This window comes from Pseudomonas sp. RIT-PI-S (assembly GCF_025642975.1).
Taxonomy (GTDB): domain Bacteria; phylum Pseudomonadota; class Gammaproteobacteria; order Pseudomonadales; family Pseudomonadaceae; genus Aquipseudomonas.
Genome location: NZ_JANZKJ010000019.1, coordinates 58,858 through 84,352 on the forward strand (window position 1 = coordinate 58,858; position 25,495 = coordinate 84,352).

Annotated in this window: 23 protein-coding genes; 12 read left to right on the forward strand and 11 right to left on the reverse strand. The window is 62.4% G+C overall.

Annotation, left to right across the window (positions count from 1 at the left end):
- The first annotated feature begins 100 nt into the window (after positions 1 to 100).
- The 3 genes from OGL93_RS20720 to OGL93_RS20730 all read left to right on the forward strand — a co-directional run bounded on the left by OGL93_RS20720 (position 101) and on the right by OGL93_RS20730 (position 3,009).
- Positions 101 to 556, forward strand: a complete 456-nt coding sequence (locus tag OGL93_RS20720; RefSeq protein WP_263264840.1) for a MaoC family dehydratase — start codon at positions 101 to 103, stop codon at positions 554 to 556.
- Between the two features lie 84 nt (positions 557 to 640).
- Positions 641 to 2,347 (forward strand): C13 family peptidase, encoded by a 1,707-nt coding sequence (locus OGL93_RS20725; protein WP_263264842.1) that lies wholly within the window; start codon positions 641 to 643, stop codon positions 2,345 to 2,347.
- A 20-nt stretch (positions 2,348 to 2,367) separates the two neighbouring features.
- Complete coding sequence (locus tag OGL93_RS20730; RefSeq protein ID WP_263264844.1) at positions 2,368 to 3,009, forward strand: oxidoreductase; 642 nt, start codon at positions 2,368 to 2,370, stop codon at positions 3,007 to 3,009.
- Positions 3,010 to 3,046: 37 nt separating this feature from the next.
- Here the strand turns inward: OGL93_RS20730 and OGL93_RS20735 are convergent, their stop codons facing one another.
- The 4 genes from OGL93_RS20735 to OGL93_RS20750 all read right to left on the reverse strand — a co-directional run bounded on the left by OGL93_RS20735 (position 3,047) and on the right by OGL93_RS20750 (position 7,288).
- Positions 3,047 to 3,331 (reverse strand): YceK/YidQ family lipoprotein, encoded by a 285-nt coding sequence (locus tag OGL93_RS20735; protein ID WP_263264875.1) that lies wholly within the window; start codon positions 3,329 to 3,331, stop codon positions 3,047 to 3,049.
- The gene (gene ubiX, locus OGL93_RS20740; RefSeq protein ID WP_263264846.1) at positions 3,324 to 3,953 is read right to left on the reverse strand and encodes a flavin prenyltransferase UbiX; all 630 of its coding nucleotides are present in this window, start codon (positions 3,951 to 3,953) and stop codon (positions 3,324 to 3,326) included. Before ubiX ends, OGL93_RS20735 begins: the two co-directional genes overlap by 8 nt.
- A complete protein-coding gene (gene mpl / locus OGL93_RS20745; RefSeq protein WP_263264848.1) occupies positions 3,950 to 5,299 on the reverse strand; it encodes a UDP-N-acetylmuramate:L-alanyl-gamma-D-glutamyl-meso-diaminopimelate ligase in 1,350 nt (449 codons plus the stop codon). Before mpl ends, ubiX begins: the two co-directional genes overlap by 4 nt.
- A gap of 72 nt (positions 5,300 to 5,371) precedes the next feature.
- A complete protein-coding gene (locus OGL93_RS20750) occupies positions 5,372 to 7,288 on the reverse strand; it encodes a sigma-54-dependent Fis family transcriptional regulator (RefSeq protein WP_263264850.1) in 1,917 nt (638 codons plus the stop codon).
- A gap of 251 nt (positions 7,289 to 7,539) precedes the next feature.
- Here OGL93_RS20750 and OGL93_RS20755 point away from each other — a divergent pair, with 251 nt between their 5' ends.
- The 5 genes from OGL93_RS20755 to OGL93_RS20775 all read left to right on the forward strand — a co-directional run bounded on the left by OGL93_RS20755 (position 7,540) and on the right by OGL93_RS20775 (position 13,919).
- Positions 7,540 to 9,060, forward strand: coding sequence for an aldehyde dehydrogenase family protein (locus OGL93_RS20755; RefSeq protein WP_263264851.1), 1,521 nt, complete (start codon positions 7,540 to 7,542; stop codon positions 9,058 to 9,060).
- Between the two features lie 111 nt (positions 9,061 to 9,171).
- Positions 9,172 to 9,828, forward strand: coding sequence for a DedA family protein (locus tag OGL93_RS20760; protein ID WP_263264852.1), 657 nt, complete (start codon positions 9,172 to 9,174; stop codon positions 9,826 to 9,828).
- Positions 9,828 to 10,637 carry a M90 family metallopeptidase gene (locus OGL93_RS20765; protein WP_263264853.1) on the forward strand — a complete coding sequence of 270 codons (810 nt, stop codon included), beginning with the start codon at positions 9,828 to 9,830 and terminating at the stop codon, positions 10,635 to 10,637. Before OGL93_RS20760 ends, OGL93_RS20765 begins: the two co-directional genes overlap by 1 nt.
- A gap of 131 nt (positions 10,638 to 10,768) precedes the next feature.
- On the forward strand, positions 10,769 to 11,293 hold the full coding sequence (gene ppa / locus OGL93_RS20770) for an inorganic diphosphatase (protein ID WP_263264855.1): 525 nt from the start codon (positions 10,769 to 10,771) through the stop codon (positions 11,291 to 11,293).
- A gap of 544 nt (positions 11,294 to 11,837) precedes the next feature.
- Entirely contained in the window at positions 11,838 to 13,919 is a 2,082-nt protein-coding gene (locus OGL93_RS20775) for a hypothetical protein (RefSeq protein WP_065988396.1), read from the forward strand.
- A 668-nt stretch (positions 13,920 to 14,587) separates the two neighbouring features.
- On the opposite strand, the gene OGL93_RS20780 is transcribed toward OGL93_RS20775, so the two are convergent.
- Positions 14,588 to 15,031 carry a hemerythrin domain-containing protein gene (locus OGL93_RS20780; protein WP_263264856.1) on the reverse strand — a complete coding sequence of 148 codons (444 nt, stop codon included), beginning with the start codon at positions 15,029 to 15,031 and terminating at the stop codon, positions 14,588 to 14,590.
- A gap of 130 nt (positions 15,032 to 15,161) precedes the next feature.
- Between OGL93_RS20780 and OGL93_RS20785 the strand changes: the two genes are divergently transcribed.
- A complete protein-coding gene (locus OGL93_RS20785; protein WP_263264858.1) occupies positions 15,162 to 15,794 on the forward strand; it encodes a glutathione S-transferase in 633 nt (210 codons plus the stop codon).
- A 223-nt stretch (positions 15,795 to 16,017) separates the two neighbouring features.
- The gene (gene cysS, locus OGL93_RS20790; protein WP_263264859.1) at positions 16,018 to 17,376 is read left to right on the forward strand and encodes a cysteine--tRNA ligase; all 1,359 of its coding nucleotides are present in this window, start codon (positions 16,018 to 16,020) and stop codon (positions 17,374 to 17,376) included.
- An 81-nt stretch (positions 17,377 to 17,457) separates the two neighbouring features.
- On the opposite strand, the gene OGL93_RS20795 is transcribed toward cysS, so the two are convergent.
- The 3 genes from OGL93_RS20795 to OGL93_RS20805 form a co-directional block, all read right to left on the reverse strand.
- On the reverse strand, positions 17,458 to 18,102 hold the full coding sequence (locus OGL93_RS20795) for a hydrolase (RefSeq protein WP_263264860.1): 645 nt from the start codon (positions 18,100 to 18,102) through the stop codon (positions 17,458 to 17,460).
- 223 nt (positions 18,103 to 18,325) lie between these two features.
- Entirely contained in the window at positions 18,326 to 19,738 is a 1,413-nt protein-coding gene (locus OGL93_RS20800; protein WP_263264862.1) for an alginate export family protein, read from the reverse strand.
- A 17-nt stretch (positions 19,739 to 19,755) separates the two neighbouring features.
- Positions 19,756 to 20,658, reverse strand: coding sequence for a glyoxalase (locus OGL93_RS20805; RefSeq protein ID WP_263264864.1), 903 nt, complete (start codon positions 20,656 to 20,658; stop codon positions 19,756 to 19,758).
- A 153-nt stretch (positions 20,659 to 20,811) separates the two neighbouring features.
- Here OGL93_RS20805 and OGL93_RS20810 point away from each other — a divergent pair, with 153 nt between their 5' ends.
- Positions 20,812 to 23,316: a membrane-bound PQQ-dependent dehydrogenase, glucose/quinate/shikimate family gene (locus tag OGL93_RS20810; protein WP_263264867.1), complete on the forward strand. Its 2,505-nt coding sequence runs from the start codon at positions 20,812 to 20,814 to the stop codon at positions 23,314 to 23,316.
- 51 nt (positions 23,317 to 23,367) lie between these two features.
- Here OGL93_RS20810 and OGL93_RS20815 read toward each other — a convergent pair whose 3' ends face one another.
- From OGL93_RS20815 to OGL93_RS20825, 3 genes are all read right to left on the reverse strand, one after another.
- Entirely contained in the window at positions 23,368 to 23,580 is a 213-nt protein-coding gene (locus OGL93_RS20815) for a hypothetical protein (protein WP_263264869.1), read from the reverse strand.
- Positions 23,581 to 23,828: 248 nt separating this feature from the next.
- On the reverse strand, positions 23,829 to 24,647 hold the full coding sequence (locus OGL93_RS20820) for an alpha/beta hydrolase (RefSeq protein WP_263264870.1): 819 nt from the start codon (positions 24,645 to 24,647) through the stop codon (positions 23,829 to 23,831).
- Between the two features lie 28 nt (positions 24,648 to 24,675).
- Positions 24,676 to 25,071, reverse strand: a complete 396-nt coding sequence (locus OGL93_RS20825) for an OsmC family protein (protein ID WP_263264871.1) — start codon at positions 25,069 to 25,071, stop codon at positions 24,676 to 24,678.
- A 191-nt stretch (positions 25,072 to 25,262) separates the two neighbouring features.
- Here OGL93_RS20825 and OGL93_RS20830 point away from each other — a divergent pair.
- A partial coding sequence (locus tag OGL93_RS20830) for a winged helix-turn-helix domain-containing protein (protein ID WP_263264872.1) occupies positions 25,263 to 25,495 on the forward strand: 233 nt, incomplete at its 3' end.

Below are 25,495 nucleotides of genomic sequence, written 5' to 3' on the forward strand. Positions count from 1 at the left end.
AGTATTCATGGCGTGGATCGACAGCGCCTTCGCTTGACCCTATCGAGGGCTGCATGTTCAGGTTCGCGGCATTGCCAACCCTGTTGCGGACATACCCCTTATGCGCTACGTCCCCACCGACCGCTTGCCAGATTTCATCGGCCAGGAGCTTGGCTGCTCCCAATGGCTGACTATCGACCAGGCGCGGATCGACTTGTTCGCCAAGGCCACCGGCGATTACCAGTTCATCCACGTGGACCCGCTCCGCGCGGCCGCCACCCCCTTCGGCAGCACCATCGCCCATGGCTTTCTTACCCTATCGCTGATCCCGCACCTGCTCGAAGGGATCATGGTGCTGCCGGAAGGCGTGAAGATGACCATTAACTATGGCCTCGAGGGGGTACGCTTCATCCAGCCGGTGGCGGTGGATTCACGGGTGCGGTTGCGCCTGGCGCTGCTCGACGTGAGCGAGAAACGCCCCGGCCAGTGGCTATTGCGCGCCCGCGCGACCCTGGAAATCGAAGGCGAGGAGAAACCCGCCTACGTGGCCGAGCCGCTTTCTCTGTGTTTTGTGTGAACGACCGCGCGGCACGGGCGCAAAGGCTATATCCAGCAACGGGTTGTGCGGCATACTCGGCGCCTTGATTGCCCGGACCCTGCCATGCGCTTACTCGCTCCACTTGCCTTGTGCCTGCTCCTTGCCGCGTGCGGCGAGGGCAAACCGCTGTTGCCCGCCGATGCCCGCCTGCCCGATGGCGGCCAGTACCACGGGGAAGTCGTCAACGGGCTGCTGCAAGGCCAGGGCCGGGTGGACTACCCCAACGGCAGCTGGTACGCCGGCACGTTCAAGGACGGCCAATGGAGCGGCAGCGGCGAATGGCACGGGCCCAATGGCGAGGTGTACCGCGGCGAGTTCAACCAGGGCCTGTTCGAGGGCCAAGGCACCCTCACGGCGGGCAGCACCACCTATACCGGCGGTTTCAAGCACGGCAAGCGTGAAGGCGAAGGCACACTCAAAGAGCCTGGGCGCAGTTACCGCGGCGGCTTTGCCAACGACCAGTACGCCGGCGCCGGGCACTTGGATCTCGACGACGGCAGCACCTACCAGGGCGATTTCGACCGTGGCCAGCCCAACGGCGAGGGGGTGCGCACCGACGCCGACGGTAATCAGTTCAGCGGGCACTTCATCGACGGCCAGCTCGAAGGCCATGGCACTTTCAGCAATGGCGACGGCGACCAATACATCGGTGAGTTCCATCATGGCCGGCTGGAAGGCCGCGGCCGCTATGAAACCCAGGCGGGCGACGTCTGGATCGCCCAGTTCAAGGGAGGCGCGCCCAACGGGCCCGGTGATCTTTTTGCCAACGATGGCAGCCATTACCAGGGGCAGTTCGTCGACTGGCACTTCTATGGCGAGGGTCAGTTGGCCTCCGCTGACGGCAGCTTGTACACCGGCGGCTTCGTCAACGATGCCTACCAGGGCAAGGGCACGCTGGTGCTGGCCGATGGTAGCCGGCAGGTCGGCTACTGGCTGGAAGGCCGGCGCGTGCGCGACGAGCATGACCATCCCCTGCCCGACCCGCTGGAACAAGGCCTGCTGGCTCAAGGCAGCTTGCTCGAACATGCGTTGGCCCGACTGCCGAACTCCACCCCCGCGGTTGAACTCTATAGCTTGACGCTGGGCGGTGATGGCGAGCAAAGCGTGTTCATGCGCGAGGCAGACTACGTCACCGACCTGCTGGCAAGCCGCTTCGGCGCCTCGGGCGGGGTCACCCTGGTAAACCATCGCGAGCACCTGGCCGACCGGCCGATGGCGACCCGGGAAACCCTGGCCAAGGCCGTACAAGCAATTGCCCAGCGCAGCGGGCCGGAGGACCTGGTGTTCATTTACCTCACCAGCCACGGCACGCCCGAGCACGAACTGGTATTGGAGCAGCCGCGGCTGCAGCTGGGCGACCTTTCCGCACAGGACCTGGCGACCTTGCTGGCGCCGTTGAAGGACAGGGACAAGATTGTGGTGATTTCGGCATGTTATTCCGGCGGGTTCATCGAGCCGTTGAAGAATGATCGAACGCTGGTGATGACAGCTTCGCGCCCGGACCGGGTGTCGTTCGGCTGCTCCGAAGAGGCGGACTTCACCTATTTCGGCGACGCACTCTTCGCCCAGGCGCTGACCGCCACCGATGACCTGCAGGTAGCGTTCCAGCAAGCCAGTGCCATCGTGGCTAAACGCGAGCAGGCAGAGAACTTCGAGCCCTCGGAGCCCCAACTGTGGGCCCCCAAGGGCGTGTTGGCCCACTGGCACCGGTTACGTCAGCAGCAAGCGAGCGACGCACTGCACGATAAGCAACCGGCCGCCGGCCACTGAAACCCCGGGAGGGAAGCGCGATGTACCTCACACCACAAAACATCCTGCTGGCAGGCGCCACGGGCCTCACCGGGGAACACTTGCTGGACCGGCTGTTGAACGAACCTACCGTCAACCGCGTGCTGGCGCCCACCCGTCGGCCCCTGGCACAACATGCCCGGCTGGAAAACCCAGTGGGTGAACTTGCTGGCCTGTTGCCCCAGCTCACCGGCCCGGTAGACATCGCCTTCTGCTGCCTAGGCACCACAATCAAGCAAGCGGGTTCTCAAGAGGCGTTCCGCGCCATCGACCATGACCTTGCCGTCGCCTTCGCCCTCCGTGCCCGGGAGTTGGGCGCCCGCCACCTGCTGGTCATCAGCGCCATCGACGCCGATCCTGCGTCGTCGGTGTTTTACAGCCGCGTAAAGGGCGAGCTGGAACTTGCCCTGCGCGAGCAGAACTGGCCGCAGCTGACCCTGGCCCGGCCTTCGATCCTGATCGGCAACCGCAGCGAACCCCGGCTGGCCGAACAGATCGCCGCGCCGCTGTCGCGGCTGATCCCGGGCAAATACCATGGCATAGAGGCCTGCCACCTGGCCTGGGCGCTCTGGCGCCTGGCGCTCGAAGAAGGCAACGGCGTGCGCGTGGTCGAATCCGACGAGTTGCGCAAGCTGGGGCGATAATTGCCCGTGGAGGCGCGGGCTCAGCCCATGAGTCCCGCTACAGCCCGCCCTGCGCCTGGTAACTCACGCCCAACGTAGCCAGCAACGAGAACGGCAGAAGCACGGTATCCAGCAGTGCGCTCGCAGGCAGGTCGACGGCCGGCCAGGCCGGGGCTTCGGCGCCGAAGCGGTCCATCGCGCAGCAGCCGCCATCGAGGGCATAGAGGTCCAGCCGTGTGCCGGCGTACACCAGCGGCGCGCCGGGTTTGGCGGCGTCGAGGGTCTTCACGCTGGCGCAGCCGGTGGCCAGGCCCAGCATCAGCACCAGCCAAGCCCTATTCATCATTGCCCACGTGATACTCGCCCCAGCGCGGGAGCATGTCCTGAGGGATGTCCAGCAGGTTGAGGATACGCGCCACCACGAAGTCCACCAGGTCATCGATGGTCTGGGGCTGATGGTAAAACCCCGGTGAGGCCGGCACGATGACCGCGCCGATTTGTGACAGCTTGAGCATGTTCTCAAGGTGCAGGGTGGAATAAGGCGCTTCACGTGGCACCAAAATCAGCTGCCGGCGCTCCTTGAGGGTCACATCGGCGGCGCGTTCGATCAGGTTGTTGCAGGCACCGGTGGCGATGGCCGAGAGCGTGCCGGTCGAACACGGCACCACTACCATCGCGCCCGGGGCGCCGGAGCCGGACGCCGCTGGCGCCATCCAGTCCTCCTTGCCGTACACCCGCACCTGGCCGGCGCTGGCTCCAGTGTATTCGGTAAGGAAGGCCTGCATCGCCTGCGGCTTGGCCGGCAACGTGACGTCGGTTTCCGTGGCCAGCACCAATTGCGCCGCCTTGGAAATCAGAAAGTGCACCTCGCGGTCTTCACGGACCAAGCAATCCAGTAGGCGCAGGCCGTACTGGGCGCCAGATGCACCGGTCATGGCCAGGGTAATGCGCTCCGGGCCACTCATCGCAGGGCCTGCGCGAGCTTGCCATGCAGGCCACCGAAGCCGCCATTGCTCATGATCACCACGTGGGTACCGGGCGTAGCCTGGGCCTTCACCTGGTCGATGATTGCTTCCAGGCTGCTGGCAACCACGGCCGGCACCTGGCACTGGGCCGAGGTTCCGGCCAGGTCCCAGCCCAGGTTGGGCGGTGCGTACCAGATCACCTGGTCAGCCTGGGCAACGCTTGCAGGGAGGCCGTCGCGGTGCGCGCCCAGCTTCATGGAGTTGGAGCGCGGCTCGATCACCGCGATCACCTGCGCCGCGCCCACCCGCTTGCGCAGGCCATCGAGCGTGGTGGCAATGGCCGTGGGGTGATGCGCAAAATCATCGTAGAGGGTAACGCCGTTGACTTCGGCGACCACTTCCATGCGCCGCTTGACGTTGCGGAAGCGGCATAGCCCGGCGACTCCCAATGCAGGCACCACGCCCACATGGCGCGCCGCAGCCAGGCAGGCCAGGGCGTTGGCGACGTTGTGGCGCCCCGTCAACGGCCACTCCACTACCCCTTCCACCTCCCCTTCGAACAGCACTTCGAAACGGGAACCGTCATCGGCCAGCAGCCGCGCTTGCCATTGGCCCCCTTCGCCAGTGGTTTGCACTGGCGTCCAGCAGCCCATGCCGATAACCCGACCCAGCGCCGTTTCATCCGCCGGATGAATCACCAGCCCCTCGCCCGGGATGGTTCGTACCAAGTGGTGGAACTGCCGCTCGATCGAAGCAAGGTCCGGGAAAATGTCTGCATGGTCGAACTCAAGGTTGTTCAGGATCGCCGTGCGCGGGCGGTAGTGAACGAACTTCGAGCGCTTGTCGAAGAAGGCGCTGTCATATTCATCCGCCTCCACCACGAAGAATGGCGTATCGCCCAGCCGGGCAGAGACCTCGAAATTCTGCGGAATGCCACCGATCAGGAAGCCCGGCGCCATCCCGGCATGTTCCAGTACCCAGGCCAGCATGCTGCTGGTAGTGGTTTTACCGTGCGTGCCGGCGACCGCCAGCACCCAGCGGCCTTGTAACACGTGGTCCGCCAGCCATTGGGGGCCAGAGACATACGGCAGGCCTTTGTTCAGCACGTACTCCACCGCGGGGTTACCACGGGACAGGGCGTTGCCGATGACCACCAGGTCCGGCGCGGGGTCAAGCTGGGCGGGGTCGTAGCCTTGGGTCAGCTCGATGCCCTGGGCCTGCAGTTGCGTGCTCATGGGTGGGTAGACATTGGCGTCGGAGCCGGTGACCCGGTGGCCCAGCACCTTGGCGAGGACCGCCAGCGAGCCCATGAAAGTACCGCAAATGCCAAGAATGTGGATATGCATGTTCGACCTCGAAAAACGTCGAGGCAGGGTAGCCCAGGCCAAGAAGAATTTCACCCGCTGCCTGAGCCGTGATCAGCGCTCGCGGCCCAGCCCGTGACGACGCATCTTCCTATATAACGTGTTACGGCTCAGGCCCAACTGCTGCGCCGCGCGAGTGATTTGCCAGTGCTGCGCTTCAAGCACCGCCAGCAGTGCCTCGCGCTCGGCACTGGCCAAGGGCGCCGGAGGTGCCGCGCCGGGCGGTGCGGTGCGCTGGAATTCAGCAGGCAACTCGGCCAGGGTGATCGCGCCGCCGTCGCTGAGCGCTACCAACGTACGCAGCACCGTGCGTAACTGCCGCACATTGCCTGGCCAGGGGTGTGCCAGCAAACAGGCACGCGCCTCGCTGCTGAGCCAGGTATGCCCGCCTGGCGCCTCCAGGGCCAGGAGGTGGTCCAGCAGGGCAGGCTTGTCTTGCCGCTCACGCAGCGCAGGCAGGGCAATGGTCAGCCCGGCCAGGCGGTAGTAAAGGTCCTCGCGGAAGGCCCCGGCGCTGACCTGCGCCTGCAACTCGCGGTGGCTGGCGCTGATGATCCGTACGTCCAGCGGTTCAGGATCCCCGCCGATAGGCTCCACCTCACGCGCTTCCAGCACCCTCAGCAGGCGCGTTTGCAGGTTCAGCGGCATGTCGCCGATCTCATCGAGCAGCAACGTGCCGCCGTGGGCCTGGCGCAGCTTGCCTCGCTGGCCGTCCTTGCTGGCACCGGTAAAGCTGCCCGGCCGATAGCCGAACAGCTCGCTCTCGATCAGCCCTTCGGGGATGGACGCACAGTTGAGCGCCACGAACGGCTGGGTGGCGCGGCTGCTGGCCAAGTGCACCGCGCGGGCGAATACCTCCTTGCCCGAGCCGGTTTCACCCTTGAGCAATAGCGGTACGTCCCGTTCGAACACGCGGCAGGCACGGCGAAACGCGTCGGCCAGCAATGGGTCGGCCCAGCAGGGCCCACCTGGGCTCGGGGGGGCGGGTTGGCGGGCCGGCAATGGCTGTGGAATAGGCGCCCGCTTCACTTGGCGCGCCAGCGGCGCCGCGCCTGCGACCGATGCGAACAGCGCGCGGCCGTCGTGGCAGCGCAGCGGCCAGGTGGCTGCAGGATCGTGGCGGGCGCGGTCGAAGAACGCCGCCAACGGGCAATCGAACACCGCGTTCAATGGCCGGCCAAGCAACTGCTCCCGCCCGCGCCCGAGCAGGTTCAGCGCACTCTGGTTCGCCGCTTGCACGCAACCGTCCTCGCCAAACGCCAGCAGGCCATCGGAAAGCAGCCCACCGGGCGCCGGCCGGACCTGCACGCGAAGCAGCCACGCAGCTCGATGTTGGCGCAGGAAGTAAGCGTTTTCGATGCTGCGCGCGGCCAGGTTCACCATCGCTACGGTGTGGTACTGGCTCTGCCGGCTCGTGGAGGTTGCCGCCGACACGTCAAGCACCGCGAGTAGCTCGCCGGCAGGGTCGAACACGGGGCTGGCCGAACAGGTCAGGCCGATGTGACGGCTACGGAAATGCTCGTTGCGGTGAATGGTCAAGGGCTGGCGCTCGACCATGCAAGTGCCGATGCCGTTGGTGCCTTCACAGGCCTCGCTCCAGTCCGCGCCGAGCCACAGGCCGGCCTGCTCGAACACCCGCCGCTCGGCATCGGCGGTGACGCAACTGAGGATGATCCCGCTGGCGTCCGTGAGCAGCACCGCGTGGCCGGCGCCGCCGAGCTGGCGGTGCAGGTCGTTCATTTCGCCGTCTGCCACGCCCAGCACCTGGCGCAACCGCTCGCGCCCCTCCAGCACCCGGCTGTGCTCCACTACACAAGGCGCAGCGGGGTTGGCAGGGTCCAGCCGGTAGTCATCCAGGCAGCGCAACCAGGAGCGGGTCACTGCCAGTTCCGCTGCCTCCGGCCCTTGTGCAAGGGTACGGGCAGCGCTGATGACTTGCCGCACGTGGCGGCTCGAAGAATCGCTGTGCATGGGAATAGCTCCCTGGGCGGGCCCATCAGCATCCTCCAGCGCTAGCACCAATGCAACGGCTGGCTGGGGCCGGTGTATCGAAAATGGCACAGCGGTGTAACCCGTTCGCGCCAAGGTAGGTACAGCCGGTTCGCTGGGGGCACCGTGCAGCCCCGGCGCAGAGCCTTTGCCTGCGGTGGCGCGACCTTTGCTCTACTAAGGTGTATTCACCCGCGTGTTCCGCCAACAATAAGACCCAAGGAGACACTCCCATGCGTTACGCACATCCCGGCACCGAAGGCGCCAAGGTTTCCTACAAGGAACGGTATGGCAACTATATCGGGGGCCGCTTCGTAGAGCCCGTGAAGGGCCAGTACTTCACCAATACCTCGCCGATCAATGGCCAGCCCATCGCCGAATTCCCCCGCTCCAGCGCCGAAGATATCGACAAGGCTCTGGACGCCGCCCATGCCGCCGCCGACGACTGGGGCCGCACCTCGGTACAGGCGCGCTCGCTGATCCTGTTGAAGATCGCCGACCGTATCGAACAGAACTTGGAACTGCTGGCCATCACCGAGACCTGGGACAACGGCAAGGCCATCCGCGAAACCCTGAACGCGGACATCCCCCTGGCCGCCGACCACTTCCGCTATTTCGCCGGCGCGCTGCGGGCACAGGAAGGTAGCGCGGCAGAGATCGACGGCAACACGGTCGCCTATCACATCCATGAGCCGCTGGGCGTGGTCGGGCAAATTATCCCGTGGAACTTCCCGATCCTGATGGCCGCCTGGAAACTCGCTCCAGCGCTCGCCGCAGGCAACTGCATCGTGCTCAAGCCGGCCGAACAGACCCCGCTGGGCATTTCGGTGCTGTTGGAGGTGATCGGGGACCTGCTCCCGCCAGGCGTGCTCAACGTGGTGCAAGGTTACGGCCGCGAGGCGGGCGAGGCGCTCGCCACCAGCAAGCGCATCGCCAAGATCGCCTTCACGGGCTCTACGCCCGTGGGTTCGCACATCATGAAATGCGCGGCGGAGAACATCATTCCCAGCACCGTGGAGCTGGGCGGCAAATCGCCGAACATCTTCTTCGAAGACATCATGCAGGCCGAACCTTCATTCATCGAAAAAGCCGCCGAAGGCGTGGTGCTGGCGTTCTTCAACCAGGGTGAAGTGTGTACCTGCCCGTCCCGTGTGCTGGTGCAAGAGTCGATCTACGGCGCCTTCATGCAGGAAGTGATGAAGAAAATCGAGCAGATTAAACGCGGCGACCCGCTAGACACCGACACCATGATCGGCGCCCAGGCCTCGCAGCAGCAGTTCGACAAGATTCTTTCCTACCTGCAGATCGCCAAGGACGAGGGCGCCGAGCTGCTCACCGGTGGCCAAGTGGAGAAACTCGAAGGCGACCTTGCCAGCGGCTATTACATCCAGCCGACCCTGCTCAAGGGCAACAACCGCATGCGCGTGTTCCAGGAAGAGATTTTCGGCCCGGTGGTGAGCGTGACTACCTTCAAGGACGAAGCCGAAGCGCTGGCCATTGCCAACGACACCGAGTTCGGCCTGGGCGCGGGCGTATGGACCCGCGACATCAACCGCGCCTACCGCATGGGCCGTGGCATCAAGGCTGGCCGCGTATGGACCAACTGCTATCACCTCTACCCTGCCCATGCCGCCTTCGGCGGGTATAAGAAATCCGGCGTTGGCCGGGAAACCCACAAAATGATGCTCGACCACTACCAGCAAACCAAAAACCTGCTGGTGAGCTACGACATCAACCCGCTCGGCTTCTTCTAACCGACGAGCACAGCAGGCCGGCGCTGATCGCCGGCCTGCTTGTGGCTTGCGCCGTATTCGCCCGTATAATGCCCGCTTTTGCTCGACAGGCCCGCGCGCCAGCAGGTGTATATGGACTTCAACCCGCTCGACCTCATCCTTCATCTGGACGTTTACCTCAACCAGCTCGTAACCCAATACGGCAGCTGGATCTACCTCATTTTGTTCGCGGTCATCTTCTGCGAAACCGGCCTGGTGGTGACGCCATTCCTGCCAGGGGACTCGCTGCTGTTCATTGCCGGCGCCGTGGCGGCTGGTGGCGGCATGGACCCGCTGGTGCTGGCCGCACTGCTGATAGCCGCAGCCGTTCTGGGCGACAGCACCAACTATGTGGTGGGCCGCACGCTGGGCGAAAAGCTGTTCGCCAACCCGCATTCGAAGCTATTTCGCCGCGATTACCTGGCCCGCACCCAGGCGTTCTATGACCGCCATGGCGGCAAGACCGTAACCCTGGCGCGCTTCTTGCCGATCATCCGTACCTTCGCGCCGTTCGTGGCCGGCGTGGCGCGCATGCCTTACCTGCGTTTCCTGGCGTTCAGTGTGGCCGGCACCCTGGGTTGGGTCGGCGGGCTGGTAACCCTGGGCTACTTCTTCGGCAACGTGCCCTTTATCAAGCACAACCTCACCCTGCTGGTGCTGGCAATCGTGCTGCTGTCGTTCTTGCCGATGATCATCGGCCTGGCCCGGGCCCGCCTGGGCCGCGGCTCGGTGAAGGCGCCCACGCCCTGATGTGGAGCTGGCGCGCCTGGAAACGCCAACGCACCCTGCGCCGCCACGCTATCAGCGAGGCGCAATGGGCGCAGGTACGCCAGGCGCTGCCCATGCTCGACGGGCTTAAGCCCGAGCAAGATCTGTTGCTGCGCGAGCGCAGCCTGTTGTTCCTTGCGGAAAAAACCCTCACCGCCCTGCCTGGGCTGGAAGTGACTGACCTGGACTGTCTCCTGCTCGCCGCCCAGGCGCAGCTGCCCCTGCTGGGGCTGGCCGAGCTGGGCTGGTACAAGGGGTTTCACCAGATCGTGCTCTACCCGGACGACTTCCTGAGCCCTCAGCGCCACCGCGATCCTAGCGGCGTAGAGCATGAATGGGACGCCGAACACAGCGGTGAAGCCTGGCAGCAAGGCCCGGTCATCCTCGCTTGGCCCGGGGTCGCCGCCAGCGGCGGCTGGGATGGGTACAACCTGGTGATCCACGAACTGGCCCACAAGCTGGACATGCTCAACGGCGACGCCAATGGCCTGCCGCCACTGCATCACCACATGCGCGTAACCGAGTGGGCCGAAGCCATGCAGCACGCCTTCGATGACCTCAACCGGCAACTGGACGCCGACGAACACGCTCAAACCCCTATCGACCCTTACGCGGCAGAAAACCCAGCGGAGTTCTTCGCCGTAGCCAGCGAATATTTTTTCAGCGCGCCGGACCTGCTGATAGCCGCCTACCCCGCGGTGTATCAGCAACTGCAGGCCTTCTATCGACAAGATCCGTTGCAACGGCTGCACGCCTCGGGAGCCGCGCACTCCAGCGCCGAACAGTCTTGATGCGTTCAGGGTGCAACCGCTAGCGCCGATGGTGGTCCTAGCGTGGCGCCGTATTAGGGATATGCCTATAATCCCGCCACTTTTGCCAAACACTGGCCTTAACGATCCGACTGTTAACGGGAGCACCATTGATGAGCTACAGCAAAATCCCAGCCGGCAAGGACGTGCCGAACGACATCCACGTCGTTATCGAGATCCCGGCCAACCACGCGCCGATCAAGTACGAAGTCGACAAAGACAGCGACGCCCTGTTCGTGGACCGCTTCGTCGCCACTCCGATGTTCTATCCAGCCAACTATGGCTACATCCCCAACACCCTGGCTGACGACGGCGACCCGCTGGACGTGCTGGTGGTCACCCCTTACCCGGTAGTGCCAGGGTCGGTCATCCGCGCCCGCCCGGTCGGCGTGCTGCACATGGACGACGAAGGCGGCGGCGACGCCAAGGTTCTGGCCGTTCCGCACGACAAGCTGTCCGCGCTGTACACCGAGGTGAAGGAATACACCGACCTTCCGCCGCTGCTGCTGCAACAGATCCAGCACTTCTTCGAGAATTACAAGGCGCTGGAAAAAGGCAAGTGGGTCAAGCTCAAGGAGTGGGGCAACGCCGACGAAGCCCGCGCCGAGATCACCAAGGCCGTGGCTGCCTACAAGTAATAGCCTCGCTGCAGGTATAAAAAGCCCCGGTACTCGCCGGGGCTTTTTCATGGGCTCAAGGTTTTACGAAGGCGCAACGCTCTGCGCGCGCCCAGGGCCGTCAGCACAAGCAAAGCCTTGCGAACACACTACGAGTGACGGGTTTTGCCAGCGTTTGGAAAATTCCCTCTATCCAACCCCGACACACGCCGCTATCCTGTGCGCCACTTCAGCGCAGGCCTCTAGCCCGCGCCCGGCGAGCCAGCTACCCGCCAGCCCGCCCGCTGTCGCATCATGCGAAAGCAACCTACCTTTTGAGGTGGGTACGGCCTACCAAAAATAGGCCAGACCTACCAACGAGAAGCCGGCCACAAGCCGGCTTTTTAATGCCTGAACGCAACGCGGTTAGGGACCTCCGACACTAAAGCCGCGCCAGCCCATACACCAGCCCATACGTACCAGGACCATTAGAGATAGCTCGGAATGAGTCATCACAAAGATCGGACCATGTAAGATTGCGCTGCCCCTAGACGGCAGGAACTCGCCGCCCTCATCAGGACAGGACATGGACCTCACGACCTTTCGACAGATTGTTGACCGCTCTCCTCCGGCCATTATGGCCTGCCAGGAAAACCTTCAGCACCTCTACGATTATGTAGGGCTTGAGCACGGTTCAAGCTATACACGCTCCGCTGTATCCAACGCCTTGTACGCCAGAATTCGCGATTGCTTCACCTCCGGCCACGCTGAAGTTTGGCGAGCCTGCCAATCATTACGGACAGATCTCATTCGAGAGCACACACTCTTGAATGCTCCACTCGATCCTTACTTTGAGGTCCTTGAGCATCTCCGAGATGCGGTGCGCACTGACGACAATTCGCGCACCACAATCGAAGGCGACTGGGATACCGCAGTTCGGACCGCATTCGACCATGTGCAGATCCAGAGCTGGGGATCAGAGAACCGCAGAATGACCTATGCCCGTGAGTTCATGGTGGCAGAAGCGGCGCGCGCGCTACGTGATGCGGGATACTCAATTCTTTTCGAACCGGGAAAATTAGGCTTCGGACCAGAATCTGAAACGGCCCTTGTCGCCAATATTGAACAGTTGGTCTCCTCCATGGGCGGAGTCAATGTGGCACGCCGAATCTTCGCAGACATATCGAAGGACTTTGATCCTGAGCAACAGCGTTATCACATTGTCCGGAGGATTTCTGCAACGGGAGAAGGCCAGCCACAGGTGCCCTGGGGTTATCTGCTCCAGTTAGCTGCCAAACATATTCAGGGTCGTAAGCCCTACATTACGACTGATGCTCACTGGCACAAGCTGCGCGCCTTTGCTCAGGCCTACGCTGCGGTCATCAATGTGCAGCCTTATGCACCAACGTTCTACGGCACGATGGATGCCGTTGATCTTGTACCATACCTACAAGAGATGGCGCTCTACGACACTCTATTTCGCATACCACAAATGCGACCGTCGGATGTCGTTAAGATCGCTCGCGGCATGCTCGGATGGTTTGACTTGAGCGAACCAACCAAGGGAGGCTGGTCAGTAAACCAAGTCCTAGAGGTCATTGGATACTTGCTAAGTCCATCCCTTGATGCACGAGGCCCTATCTTCATAACAGAGACCGAGATCCGACGCGGTTGCCCAGACACTCCGTCAAACGTCGTTGCGAAGATTCTGGATGATGTGTTGAGCCACCCATGTACCGGAGCAAACAAAAACTTCTCACTCCCCACTGATGCGCCAACCTCAGCCCAAAAGAGTTCAGGCCAAGATTTTTTCCTCCGTCCGCTGATTCGATCTTCCGGCCGGCAATTTATATTGCTAGATCGCTCAGTCTGTGCACCAGCTTGCTTGGAGGCGCTACTGACACAGCTACGCGCTGATATGAAAGACCTTGATGAGAAGATTGGCTTATCTATTGAGGATTTCCTGAAGAGCGAGTTTACATCGCACGGGATCTGCTCCAAAGGTGGTGACTACGACTCCGGAGGGAAGCATGGCGAATGCGATCTTGCGCTGGAAACAGACGAAACGATAATTTTTGCTGAGATCAAGAAGAAGCCACTAACACGAAAAGCCAAAGCGGGCTCTGATGCACATATTCTATTGGATCTCGCTGGAAGCCTTCTTGCCGCTCAGGCTCAGGCCGGATGGCATGAGGTGCGCCTACGCAAGGACGGGCACCTGCACCTCGAGAGCAAGGGGGCGATTTCCTGCATTGATCTGAACGAGCGAGAGGTTGAACGGGTAGCAGTCACTCTCTTGGACTTCGGCAGCTTCCAGGATCGAATCTTACTCAAGCAATTCCTAGAAGGAACGTTGAACGCGACCTTCACTCCGTCCGACGCAAACCTTAAAAAGGGCTTTCAACGAATCAACGAGGCGCTAGCGGAAATTCGCGAGCAATTGATTGAGCTCCGTTCAGGCGGGAGCGACGTTAGACAACCCTTCTTCCACTGCTGGTTCCTCAGTGTGCCCCAACTGTTGGTACTCTTGGACAATGTTACCGACAGCGCCGGTTTCAGGCAGGCGTTATGGAGCTGCCGGCATGTCGCAACAGGTAGCTCCGATCTATATTTCGACCTGTCCTACATGAAGCGTCTTAGAAAGGAAACAACCGCACCCATCAACTGACCCTTAGCGCCCGCAGCCAAGCCTGTCGCCACAATCGATAGAGCCGAAGCAGGATCTCTACTCAGGGCTGCATAGTCTTTTCTATCAGCCCAAATCAACTCACGCGCCGGTCAGAGTGACCGTTGGCTTGCTACTGCTTCTGCAACAGCACGAAGGGATCAACGCCAAGAGCTTCTCTATAAATCGCGACCAGGCTCGAATCTGCCTCGAGCTTGGTTGTTGCTCCTTCTCTAGCCCCTCCTTCCCCTGCCGGCCATAGCTGCTTGGCATGCCGCCCGCTCGGCCGTGAATGAAGCAACCGAAACGGGCTCCCTTCCCGCCCCACGCTGGGCCTTGAATACGTTTGACGAATGACCGACGTAATCCGCGCCATGGGCCTGTAGGTCCCGTAGCGCCTCGGGAGGTTGGCTGGCTGCGGTAGCAGTATCTGCATCTGCGCGGCACCGGTGGTGCTGGCACTGGCCACGCTAGCGGAGGCTTATAGGCCGGAATTGCTTTGGGAAACGGCCGCCTTCAGGGAGGCCCGGCCTGTTCAGGGCGTGAGGTTCGGCCAGGGCACCACGCCCTCGCTATAAGCGCTCCCACCGCCACGGATGTGCCATGGCCGAGCCTTGGCGCATGCCGAGCATGGCACCTGCACCCGCCTGCGCGATTAACCAGCGTATCGGTCAGGCTTGCTCCAGGATCTGCTCATATTCGGCCAGGTACTGCTCGGCCAGGCTTGTCTTCTGTTTGGCATCGAGCAACTTACCGGCGGCCTGGAAAAACTTATGTTCTTCCTCGGTTAAATGATGGTGCACTTTGTGCGAAAGCTTCTTGGCCGTCGCCAGCCAACTAGGGCTGGACATTTCGGTCTCATCCAACTCTTCCATCATCTCGTCCATCTCATGGTGTTCCGAGATGGCATGCCGGCTTAGGTCCACGCCATTGTCATGGGCCATCAGCGGAATATAAAAGTGACGTTCTTCCGCCGTTTCATGGGCTTGCAGTTCGGCCTTCAGGCGCTCATAGGCCTCTGCCCGCTCGGCACTGTCGCCATGGGTCTGGATCAAGGCGTCGGCATAGCTGCGCTGCCGCTCATGGCTTTCACGTAGGGCTTCAAAAATATTCACGGTGTGCCTCGATGCGACGGGATGGGACAACTGAGCACTAGACCTATCCCGCGAATGGGGGTTCCAGAGTGGCGAACCCCGCTTTCGTGGTTTTAACTTCCAGCCACATCGCCCCGCACAGGCACTTGCCATGTACACACTCTTCGGCACAAAACGCTCCGGCTCGGCCGCCATCGAAATCGCGCTGAAACGCTGCGGTATCGAGTACCACTTGACCAGCGCCAGTTCCTGGCTGGAGGGGAATGGCAGCGAGCAACTCAAACGCCTCAACCCGCTGATGCAAGTGCCTACGCTGCAACTTCCCGATGGCAGCGTGATGAGCGAGAGCGCCGCGATACTGACTTACCTGGGCCTGGAGTTTCCCGGCGCCGCGCTGCTCGCTCAAGCGCCTGCCGAACGGGCTCAACAGCTGCGCGCCCTGGTGTATATCGCGGCTAACTGTTATGCCGCCATTGGCGTTACGGACTACCCGGAGCGCTGGTTGCCGAACGCCGAGGAAGACACGCTCAAGCAGCTGGCGGACGGCGCGGAGGCGCGCCTGCATGAGTATTGGGATACCTTCAGCGATGTGTTTGCAAAAACCGCTGCCTGGCACCCGGAACAGCCTGGCGCGCCGGAGATCCTGGCATGCGTGGTAACGCAGTGGAGTGGCACGCGTGAGCACTTGAAAACATCTAGGCCGGCTTTCTACCAGGCGCTGTTGCACATCGACCGCCATCCAGTGGTGGAACCCGTGCTTCAGTCTCACTGGCCGGTCGCCTGAGCATCAGCCACATTGACGGCCCCCACCAGCCAACGCTAGGCTCACTTGCATGACGATCCCCACACGTTCCAACTCATTTTCTACCTGCTGTCCCGCCCGGCCGAAAGGACTGTGCGGCTAGCGCTGCGCGCAGATCCCCAAGGCCACCCGTCAACGACCGGTGGCCTTTTTTTTGAGTTCGATTTTTTTTTGTTGCAAGGCAATCGAAAAAAGGAAGTGATTGATGAGCCTGGTCCTATATGACACCTGGACGCGTGGCCTGCGTCTATTTGAACCCTTGGTCCCAGGCCAGGTTGGCCTCTATTGCTGCGGGCCTACTGTTTATGACTACGCGCATATCGGCAACTTGCGCACCTTCATTTTCGAGGACGTGCTGCGCCGGGTTTTGCAAAGCAATGGTTACAACGTGCGGCACATTGTGAACATCACGGATGTTGGCCATTTGACGTCTGACGCTGACGAGGGCGAGGACAAGATGGAGAAGGGCAGTCGCTTAAGCGGGCTCCCCGCCGCGGTTATCGCCCAACGCTACACCGAAGCTTTCCAGGAAGACTGGCGCCGCTTGAACCTGCTGGAGCCGACCCTCTGGTGCCGAGCCACGGAACACATCGTCGAGCAGATCGATTTCATTCGGGTACTCGAGGCGAAGGGCTTCACCTACCGAACGGCCGATGGCATTTACTTCGACACCACGCGTCAGGACAGTTATGGCTACCTGGCGCGCCTGGATACCCAAGGCCTGCGCGCTGGCGCGCGCGTCAGCACCGGGGAAAAGCGGTCGCCGACGGATTTTGCATTATGGAAATTCAGCCCCAAGAACAGCACACGGCAGATGGAATGGGACAGCCCCTGGGGTATCGGTTTTCCGGGCTGGCATATTGAATGCTCTGCGATGTCCGCCAAATACCTCGGCTCCTGGTTCGATATTCACTGCGGCGGTGAAGACCATATCAGCGTGCATCACAGCAATGAGATCGCCCAGGGCGAGGCATGCCATGGCACCCGGCCGGCTAACTTCTGGATGCATGGTTACTTCCTCACCCTGCAAAGCACAAAAATGTCCAAATCCGCCGGGGATTGCCTGAGGTTGCAATCGCTGACCGATCGCGGCCTGTGCCCGCTCGCCTATCGTTACTTGTGCCTGACCGCGCATTACCGCAGCACCTTACGCTTCAGCGAAGCCGCCTTGGCGTCCGCCTCCACTGCGCTGAGCCGACTTCGGAAGGCCTATGCCAGTTATCCACAGGGCGGTAACGTCAACCCGCAGTTCGAACAGCGGTTTCAGGGCGAGGTCAATCAGGACCTGAATCTTCCTCGGGCCTTGTCGGTGACGTGGGCACTGATAAAAAGCAACGTTTCAACCGCGGACAAACGCGCCACGCTGGCGAGCTTTGACCAGGTATTGGGGCTGGACCTGGCGCGGGAGCAACGAGATGAGTTGCCTGCCCCGACAAATGTCGCAGCTTTGATCGACCAACGCCGTCAGGCGCGGCGGGAGAAAAACTGGGCGCTGGCAGACCAGTTAAGAGATCGGCTGCTCGAGAACGGGTGGGTGATCACGGACGATTCGATCAGAGATTGAGCTGCCAGCAGCACTTGCAAAACCTGTGTCACGCAGAAAACCCCGCCGGAGCGCCCCCGGCGGGTTTTTATCTAGCCCGGCTTACCCCAGCGTACGCTGCGCAGCCTTGTGGACCATGGTGTAGGCGTAGTCCACGCCCATGCCATAGGCGCCGCTGTGCTCGCGCACCAGATCCATCACGGCGTTGTAGGTGTCTTTGTGCGCCCAGTCCCGCTGGAATTCGAGCAGCACTTGCTGCCAGGTGACGGGGACGGCACCCGCCTGGATCATCCGCTGGATGGACATGTCATGGGCCTCTTGGGTAGTACCGCCGGAGGCGTCGGTGACGATGTACACCTCGAAGCCTTCTTCCATCGCTTCCAGGGCCGGGAAGGTCAGGCAGACTTCGGTCCACAGCGCGGCGATGATCAGTTTCTTGCGCCCGGTACTCTTCACTGCGTCGACCAGCTTGGCATCTTCCCAGCTGTTCATCGAGGTACGCTCCACCGGCTTGGCACCGGGGTTCACCGCCAGCAGCTCGGGCCAGATATAACCGCTGAAGCTTTCGGTTTCCACGGAGGTGTAGATGGTCGGCACGTTGAAGATCTTGGCTGCCTTGGCAAGGCCGACTGCGTTGTTCTTCAGCGTTTGACGGTCAATCGACTGCACACCGAAGGCCATTTGCGGCTGATGGTCGATCAGGATCAGGGCGGCATTCGTTGGGTTAAGCAATTCACGCTTGGACATGTTCATTTCCTTTGAAAGGCAGTGGGGAGGGTTGAAATTCATCCGCGCTGGCCGGTGGTGGTTGGCTGCGGTGTGGTTGCCATTCTGGGCATCCAAGCGCAAAGGAACAATCCACCATAATTGAACTACATTGGTTCTTTAAAAGGGACAATCAGCCGCGCAAGCGAGCTTGGCGGCGCTGATGCCGCGCTGCAGCACGGCTTACCGGCCACCGGGCAGCTGGCTACCACATGAACTTCGTTTCTATGCCCAGGTAGTTACTGTCGTGCCCGCCAGCCTCGCGCAGGGCCGGGCCGACCTCGTAATGCACCGCCTCGATCGCCCCGGACAGATGCCGGTTAAAGGCGTAGTCCGCGCGGATCTGGTCGTAGTAGCCAGTCCAGCGTCCACCCTGCCCTGCGGTACCGGCCACGGGTATCGCAGGCTGGGTGTACACGGCGTCTTCGGTGGTTTGCCGCCAGAGCAAGCCAACCGCTGCCTGCACCGATAATCCCACGGTTGGCTTGACGGTAACCGAAGGCTTCACGTGGTACAGGTTGCTGTAGCCGGTATAACCAGCCAGGGAAAAGTAATACCCATTGGGGAACAGCGGGTTGAAGGTCTCGAGGCTTCCATCCCCGGTATGCCGGTCGCCGGAAGCGGCGTCCAGTTGCAGCCCCACGCGAGGTGCCCAGGCTGCGGTTTTCCAGGTGTAGCCCAGGCGGCTGCCGGTGGCCCAGGCGCGGATGTCCTTGGTGCCGACCGAGCCACCCTGCAGCATGGCCTCAAGGTCCCAGTCGTAGCCCCCGGCGCTACCGCCCAGGCGGGCGTCGAAGATGTGCCGGTGTTCATCGCCCTCGGCGTCGAGATAGCCGGCGTCGCGCTCTTCATACAGGCCGTAATAGGCAGACAGCTCGTTCTTGCCGCCCACCAGGCGCTCGGCGCGCACCATGTGAAAGGCCACCGCTGAGTTGGATTTATCGTCGAAATGTCGCTCGTCCTGATACTGCACCGGATGGCTGGCAATGCCGATCAAGCGCCACTGTGGCGTTTCCCAGTCGGCCCACAGCGCATCGAAGGATTGCCGCACGTTCGGCCCGTCGCGGCTGGAGATAAAACGTTGCAGGTCGAAGGCAAAATCCTGCCGGCCGACCCTAGCCTTGAACGTGTCCTCGCCCAGGGTGTTCACGTATTCGGCGAACGCCAGGCGCAGGTCCAGATGGTTCTGGTCGGCACCGCCAAGGGTTTTCTTGTTGAACGCACGGGCATCTTCGAGCTGGGTAAACAGCCGCCAGTGCTCGTTCAAATGCAGGTCGGCGTGCACCTGCAGGCGCTGGATCACCCAGCTATCGCGCGCTCCGCGGGTGCCGAAGCCATTGGCGTCGTTCATCTCGTAGCGGTCGCGCAGGGTGGCGCCCAGCGACAGGTAACGCTGGGGGTCGTTGCCGGGCAATTCGATGTACTTGAGCCCGTCCAGCGGTTCGGTGCGCAGGCTCGGTGCCTGCAGCGCAGACCAATCCTCTTGCCAGCGGTTGGCTTTAATGGCCGGCCGTTCGATAGCGGTGGCGGCTTCGGCGGCATGGCCGCTGGAAATACCCAGTGGCCACAACGCCGCGACCGCCCACGCGCAGGTACCACGCGGGAGGCGCTGACGCATAAGCATGCCCTCCAAGGTCAGGATTTCTTGCCCACGGCGAGCTGATGAATCTCCGCCACATAACCCCCGGGGAACTCAACCATGGCAGCGGAGCGCTCGCCCTGCCGCGCAGCGGGAACGATCACCTTGGCGCCCGAGTTCTGGGCCTTGGTCAACGTGTCGGCCAGGTCCGCGACTTCATAGCCGGTGGTTTCCCGCCCGTAGGGGTATGGCAGGTGCCCATCGGTGATCAGCACGGTCATGTGGCCGAAATCCGAAGCGAGGGTTACCCGGCGGAATGTCTTCCCGGGCTGGCCCAACTGTTCGCCGGCGGCGCGTTTGTCGTCGGCCACCAGCTTGCCGTGAGCGAAGCCCATGAAGGCCTTGATGAAGGCATCCCCGCGGTCGGGGGACACGTACACCCGGTTCTCGGGGATGGCTTGGAAGGCGGCGTAGTCTGGCGTCTTGGTGTGCCAGTACAGCTGCATGTTCACGCCACCGGGCCACTGCACCACCGCATCACGGCCGATGGGGTCGGGGAAGTCCTGCACGATCACATCGGCGCCGTTGGCCCGAGCGGCGGCGAGGGCAGCGTCCATGTCCTTGACCAGGTAACCGTTGCGCTCGGCGCCGAACGGATAGGGCACAGGCGTGGTGAAGCCAAACAGCGATACCGTGCCCACTGGCGTCTGCAGCAGCTGTGAGGTAGTGCTGCTCGGCACCGGAAGCACATTGACCACCACTTGTGGCGTGCTCTTGCCGCCAAAAGTGGCGAGGAAGCTCTTCACGAAGGGGTCGACATCGGCGGGCGCCACATACACATGGCTGGTGTCGTATTGCGCGGCAACGGCCACCGGGGCGGTGGCGGCCTGCGCGGTCAGGCTGCCCAAGGCAGACAACGCCAGCGCGGCGCACAGTGGTTTCAAAAGTGGGTTAGGCATAAATAACGGCTCAGGCAAGATGAAAGGGGCGCCCCTTTCAACAGGGCGCCGGTACAGCCACGGAAGCTATGCCAAAGCAGCGCACACGGATTGTATGGCTGTGCTGCGCTGGTTGCCGCGCACGCCTCTATCACGCTGGCTGAACGAACGTTCATGCTGCGCTGCCCTCGGTTCGCCCACGCCCAATATGACACCTTGCTCAGCTCCGAACCTTCCCGTCACCAGGCTGATCCAACCGTCATCTTCAAGCGGAGCGCCCGAGCCATGCCCTTTTCCTCCACCTCCCCACCCCGGCTCACCGCCGCGCTGTTCATTCTGTTCGGCCTGCTGATGCTGGGCGCCGGCGGTTGGCTGGCGGCCCTGGACGGGTCTTGGTATTACGCACTGGCAGGTGCGACGCTGGCGCTCAGCGGCGGCTTGCTGTGGCGAGGCCGGCGGCTGGGAGTGCGGTTGTATGGGCTGCTATGGCTGGCCACGGTGGCCTGGGCGTTGTGGGAGGTCGGCCTGGATGTGTGGGCGCTGGTCCCTCGGGTGCTGATTCCGACCCTGCTGGGCCTTTACCTGTTGTTACCTATCGTTCAGCGTGGGCTGGACCGCAGCGGCCCGGTATCAAACCGGCGTTACCTGTGGGTGCCGCTGGCAGCGTTGGCGATCATCGTGGCGCTGGTGGCGTACAAGCCAGCGGAACCCGACACCAAGGGCTTGCCAGAGGTGATGGCAGGCTTTGCTGGCCCAGCCGACACCGGCCAGGATTGGCGCTACTACGGCGGCACCCCGGCGGGCGATCGTTGGTCACCATTGGGGCAAATCACGCCGGCGAACGTTAACCAACTGAAGTTGGCCTGGAGCTACCGCACTGGGGACTTGCCCAAAGACGGCGAGAACAGCCATGGCTATGAATTCAACTTCGAAGTCACACCGCTCAAGGTCGGCAACAGCCTGTATATCTGTACGCCGCACCGCGAGGTGATCGCGCTGGATGCAGTAACAGGCGCGCAGCGCTGGCGCTTCACCCCGCAGAACGACACCTCCAATAACGCTTACCTAGCCTGCAGGGGCGTGGCCTATTACGAGGCACCGGCAGGCACGCCTTGCCCGCAGCGGATCATCTCCACCACCGCCGATGCCCGGCTGTTCGCCCTGGATGCGACCACCGGCACGCTGTGCGAGGGCTTCGGCGAACATGGCTTCGTCAACCTGCGGGCGCATTTAGGCGAGGTACCGAAGGGCTTCCACTTCATCACCTCGCCGCCCATGGTCGCCAAGGGCCGGTTACTACTCGGGGGCTGGATCTACGACGGGCAGAAAACCAACGAGCCGTCCGGCGCCGTGCGCGCCTTTGATCCGGTAAGCGGCGAGCTGCTCTGGGCCTGGGATGTGGGCCGCCCGGAGCAGGCGATTCAACATCCAGCGGCGGACGAGCAGTTCACCCCCGGCACCCCTAATGCCTGGGGCGTTTATACCGCCGACCTGGAGCACGGCTTGGTGTACCTGCCCACCGGTAACGCAGTGCCAGACTATTACGGCGCCAAGCGCCGGCCGTTCGATGAGCGTTATTCCAGCTCGGTCGTGGCCGTAGACATCGAAACCGGCGCGCCGCGCTGGAGTTTCCAAACACTGCACCATGACCTCTGGGACATGGACGTGCCCATCGGCCCTTCCCTGCTGGACATCCCCGGCGCAGGTGGCGAGCCGATCCCGGCGCTGGTGCAGACTACCAAGCGCGGCGAGCTGTTCTTGCTCAACCGGCTGACCGGCCAACCTATCGCCCCCGTGGAAGAGCGCCCCGCGCCGCAGGGCGGGCTGCCGGAGGACCCAGCACCGCCGACCCAGCCCTATTCGGTAGGTTTGCCCAGCTTCGCCCCACCTAAAGTACGGGAGAAGGACGCGTGGGGAATTACCCCGGTAGACCAATTGCTGTGCCGGCTGGACTTCAAGCGGCTCAATTACCAAGGCGCCTTCACGCCGTTCTCGCTGGAACGTAAAACCCTGGTATACCCGGCTTTCGATGGGGTGATCGACTGGCACGGGGCAAGCGTAGACCCGCAGCGCCAGCGGCTATACGCCAACCTCAGCTATATCCCGTTCACCGCCAAGGTGGTGCCGCGCGAGCAGGCCGAGGCCGATGGCACCGTCGAGCCCTGGAATGGCGTAGGCCAGCCGCCGCGACCGAAAAATTTCGCGATCAGCCCACAGTACGGCACGCCTTATGTGGTCACGGTGGAGCCATGGCTGGGCGTGCTGGGCGCGCCCTGCAAGCAGCCGCCGTGGGGCCAGATGGCAGCGGTGGACCTGAAAAACCGCCAACTGCTGTGGCGGCGTGACGTGGGCACCACCCGCGACGCAGGGCCCTTTGGCCTGCACTTCAACCTGCCGCTGTCCACCGGGATCTTCAACATCGGCGGCAACTTAAACACCGCCTCGGGCGTAGTGTTCATGGGGGCGACGGCCGATGACTACCTGCGTGCGTTCGAGGCCGGCAGCGGCCGTGAGCTATGGCGAGAGCGCCTGCCGGCCGGGGGCCAGGCAACGCCTATGACGTATCAGGGGGCGGATGGGCGACAGTACGTGGTGATCGCGGCGGGTGGCCATGGCGGCCTGCGCACCCGGCCAGGGGATTACATCATGGCCTATGCGCTGCCGAAGGCGGGAGACTAGGCCGTAGCCTAATAGCAGAGGGCCGGCGAAGTGCCGGCCCGGGATTTTCCTTCAATGCCACAGCCCAGCGAGGTACTCATGCCCCGCGGGTGTCAACGTTAGCCTGAACACGATCGCCCGGTCCGGGTTATACACGCGTTCACTGCGAAGAAAGCCCGCGAGCACCAAGGCTTGCAAGGTCTGGGTCAATTGCCCGCGATGGGTGCATTGGCCGGAGGCTACGTCGGCAAGAAGGCAGCGATGGGTTTTCTTATAGTCAAGCATGGCAAACATCCTTCTACTGTTTTCTTATTGTTAACCAGCAGCGTAGACCATGCTTGAGCGCTCTACCATGGGGTTCACACGATTGGTCTGTATCGGGCGGGACCGGCAAATCCGGCAAATGTAACCGGGGCCAGCATTTTCGGGGGGTTGGCCCAAATGTGACCGCGGTCACAGGCGCAAAAAAAGCTGAAACGCATCACCTTGGTGCACAACCGCCGGCGTGGAAAACGCCGGCGATCGGTAGAAACCTATCGCTGAAGGAAGCTCAGCAGGTCCTCGTTGAGGCGATCCTGATGAGTCACCACGAAACCGTGGGGCGCCCCTTCGTACACTTTCAGCTCGGCGTGCTTCACGAAGTCCGTCACTAACTTCCCGGTCGTTTCGAACGGTACGATCTGGTCCCCGTCGCCATGGATCACCAACGTCGGCACATCGACCTTCTTCAGGTCTTCGCGGAAATCCGTGCCGGAGAACGCCGTTACGCAATCGACAGTGCCCTTGAGCGAAGCCAGCAAGGCGATGTTCAGGGTTTGCGTGAGCACGCCCTCGGAGACCGTCTGGCCTTGGTTGGTGCCATAGAACGGTGCGGCGAAATCGCTGATGAACTGCGCGCGATCCTTCAGCAAGCCGGCCTTGATGCCTTCGAACACGTCATTAGGCACGCCCTGCGGGAAGTCTTCGGCCTGGCCGAAAATCGGCGTGACCGCGCCGAGCAATACCAATGCAGCGACCTTGGCGGTGCCATGCTTGCCGATGTAGTGGCTCACGTCGCCACCGCCCATGGAGAACCCGACCAGGGTGACTTCGCTAAGGCCCAGGTGCTCGATCAGTTGATGGATATCATCGGCGAAGGTGTCGTAGTCGTAGCCGTTCCAGGGCTGATCGGAGCGGCCAAAGCCACGACGGTCGAAGGCAATGGCACGGTAGCCGCGCGAGGCCAGGTAGTGCAGCTGCGAGTCCCACATATCGGCGTCCAGCGGCCAGCCGTGGCTGAACAGCACGGGCTTGCCCGAGCCCCAGTCCTTGAAATAAATCTCAGTGCCGTCAGTGGTAGTGAATGTGCTCATGCTCTTGCCTCCAGTGCGTGGGTAAGGGTTAAACGGGCGCCAGCTGCGAGTCGATAGCTACCGGCCCGCTGAGCAGCCGGTGGATCGGGCAGGCATTGGCGATTTGCAACAGCCGTTGGCGCTGAGCATCTTCCAGGTTCCCCTCGAGGGCGATCCTGCGCTCGATCCGGGTACCCGTGGATTCCTCAGCGACGATATCCAGCGCAACGCGGATACCCTCCAATGGCAGTTGCTTGCGCCTGGCGTACAGGCCCAGGGTGATCGCAGTGCACGCGCCAAGCGCCGACAACAGTAGCTCATGGGGCCCGGGGCCGGCGTTTTCCGTGTCTGCCTGGGCGATATCGGCCAGCCACTGGTGCACCCCATCAGACAAGCTCACCTGATAAGGAACAGCGCCGGACGAAGCGGTTACCTGGGTGGTCATGGCAAAGCTCCAGCAGCGGTAAAGGTTGCTGCTGACTATCCACGGCGAGGGGCAATGCTTATTGCACCGCTGTGCTCATTTCCCGGCGCGGGCGTCATCCCCGGGTATGATTGCCGGGCGTCAAACGATGCACTAACGTTCATGAACTTGACCGACCATCATCCGTCTCGCTCGGATAACGCGGAAATCCCATGATCCAGCTAGGTAATGCCTCTATCTTTCTGGAGCGCCGCGAGGCCTTTATCGACGGCCAGGCCTTGCGCCTGGGCGGGCGCGCCTTCGATGTGCTGGCGTTGCTGCTGCAGGCGCCGGGGCGGTTGGTAACCAAGGACGAGTTGCTCGAGCGGGTCTGGCCGAACTTGGTGGTCGAAGAGAACAACCTTCAGGTGCACATCTGCACGTTGCGGCGGGTGCTGGGCCTTGG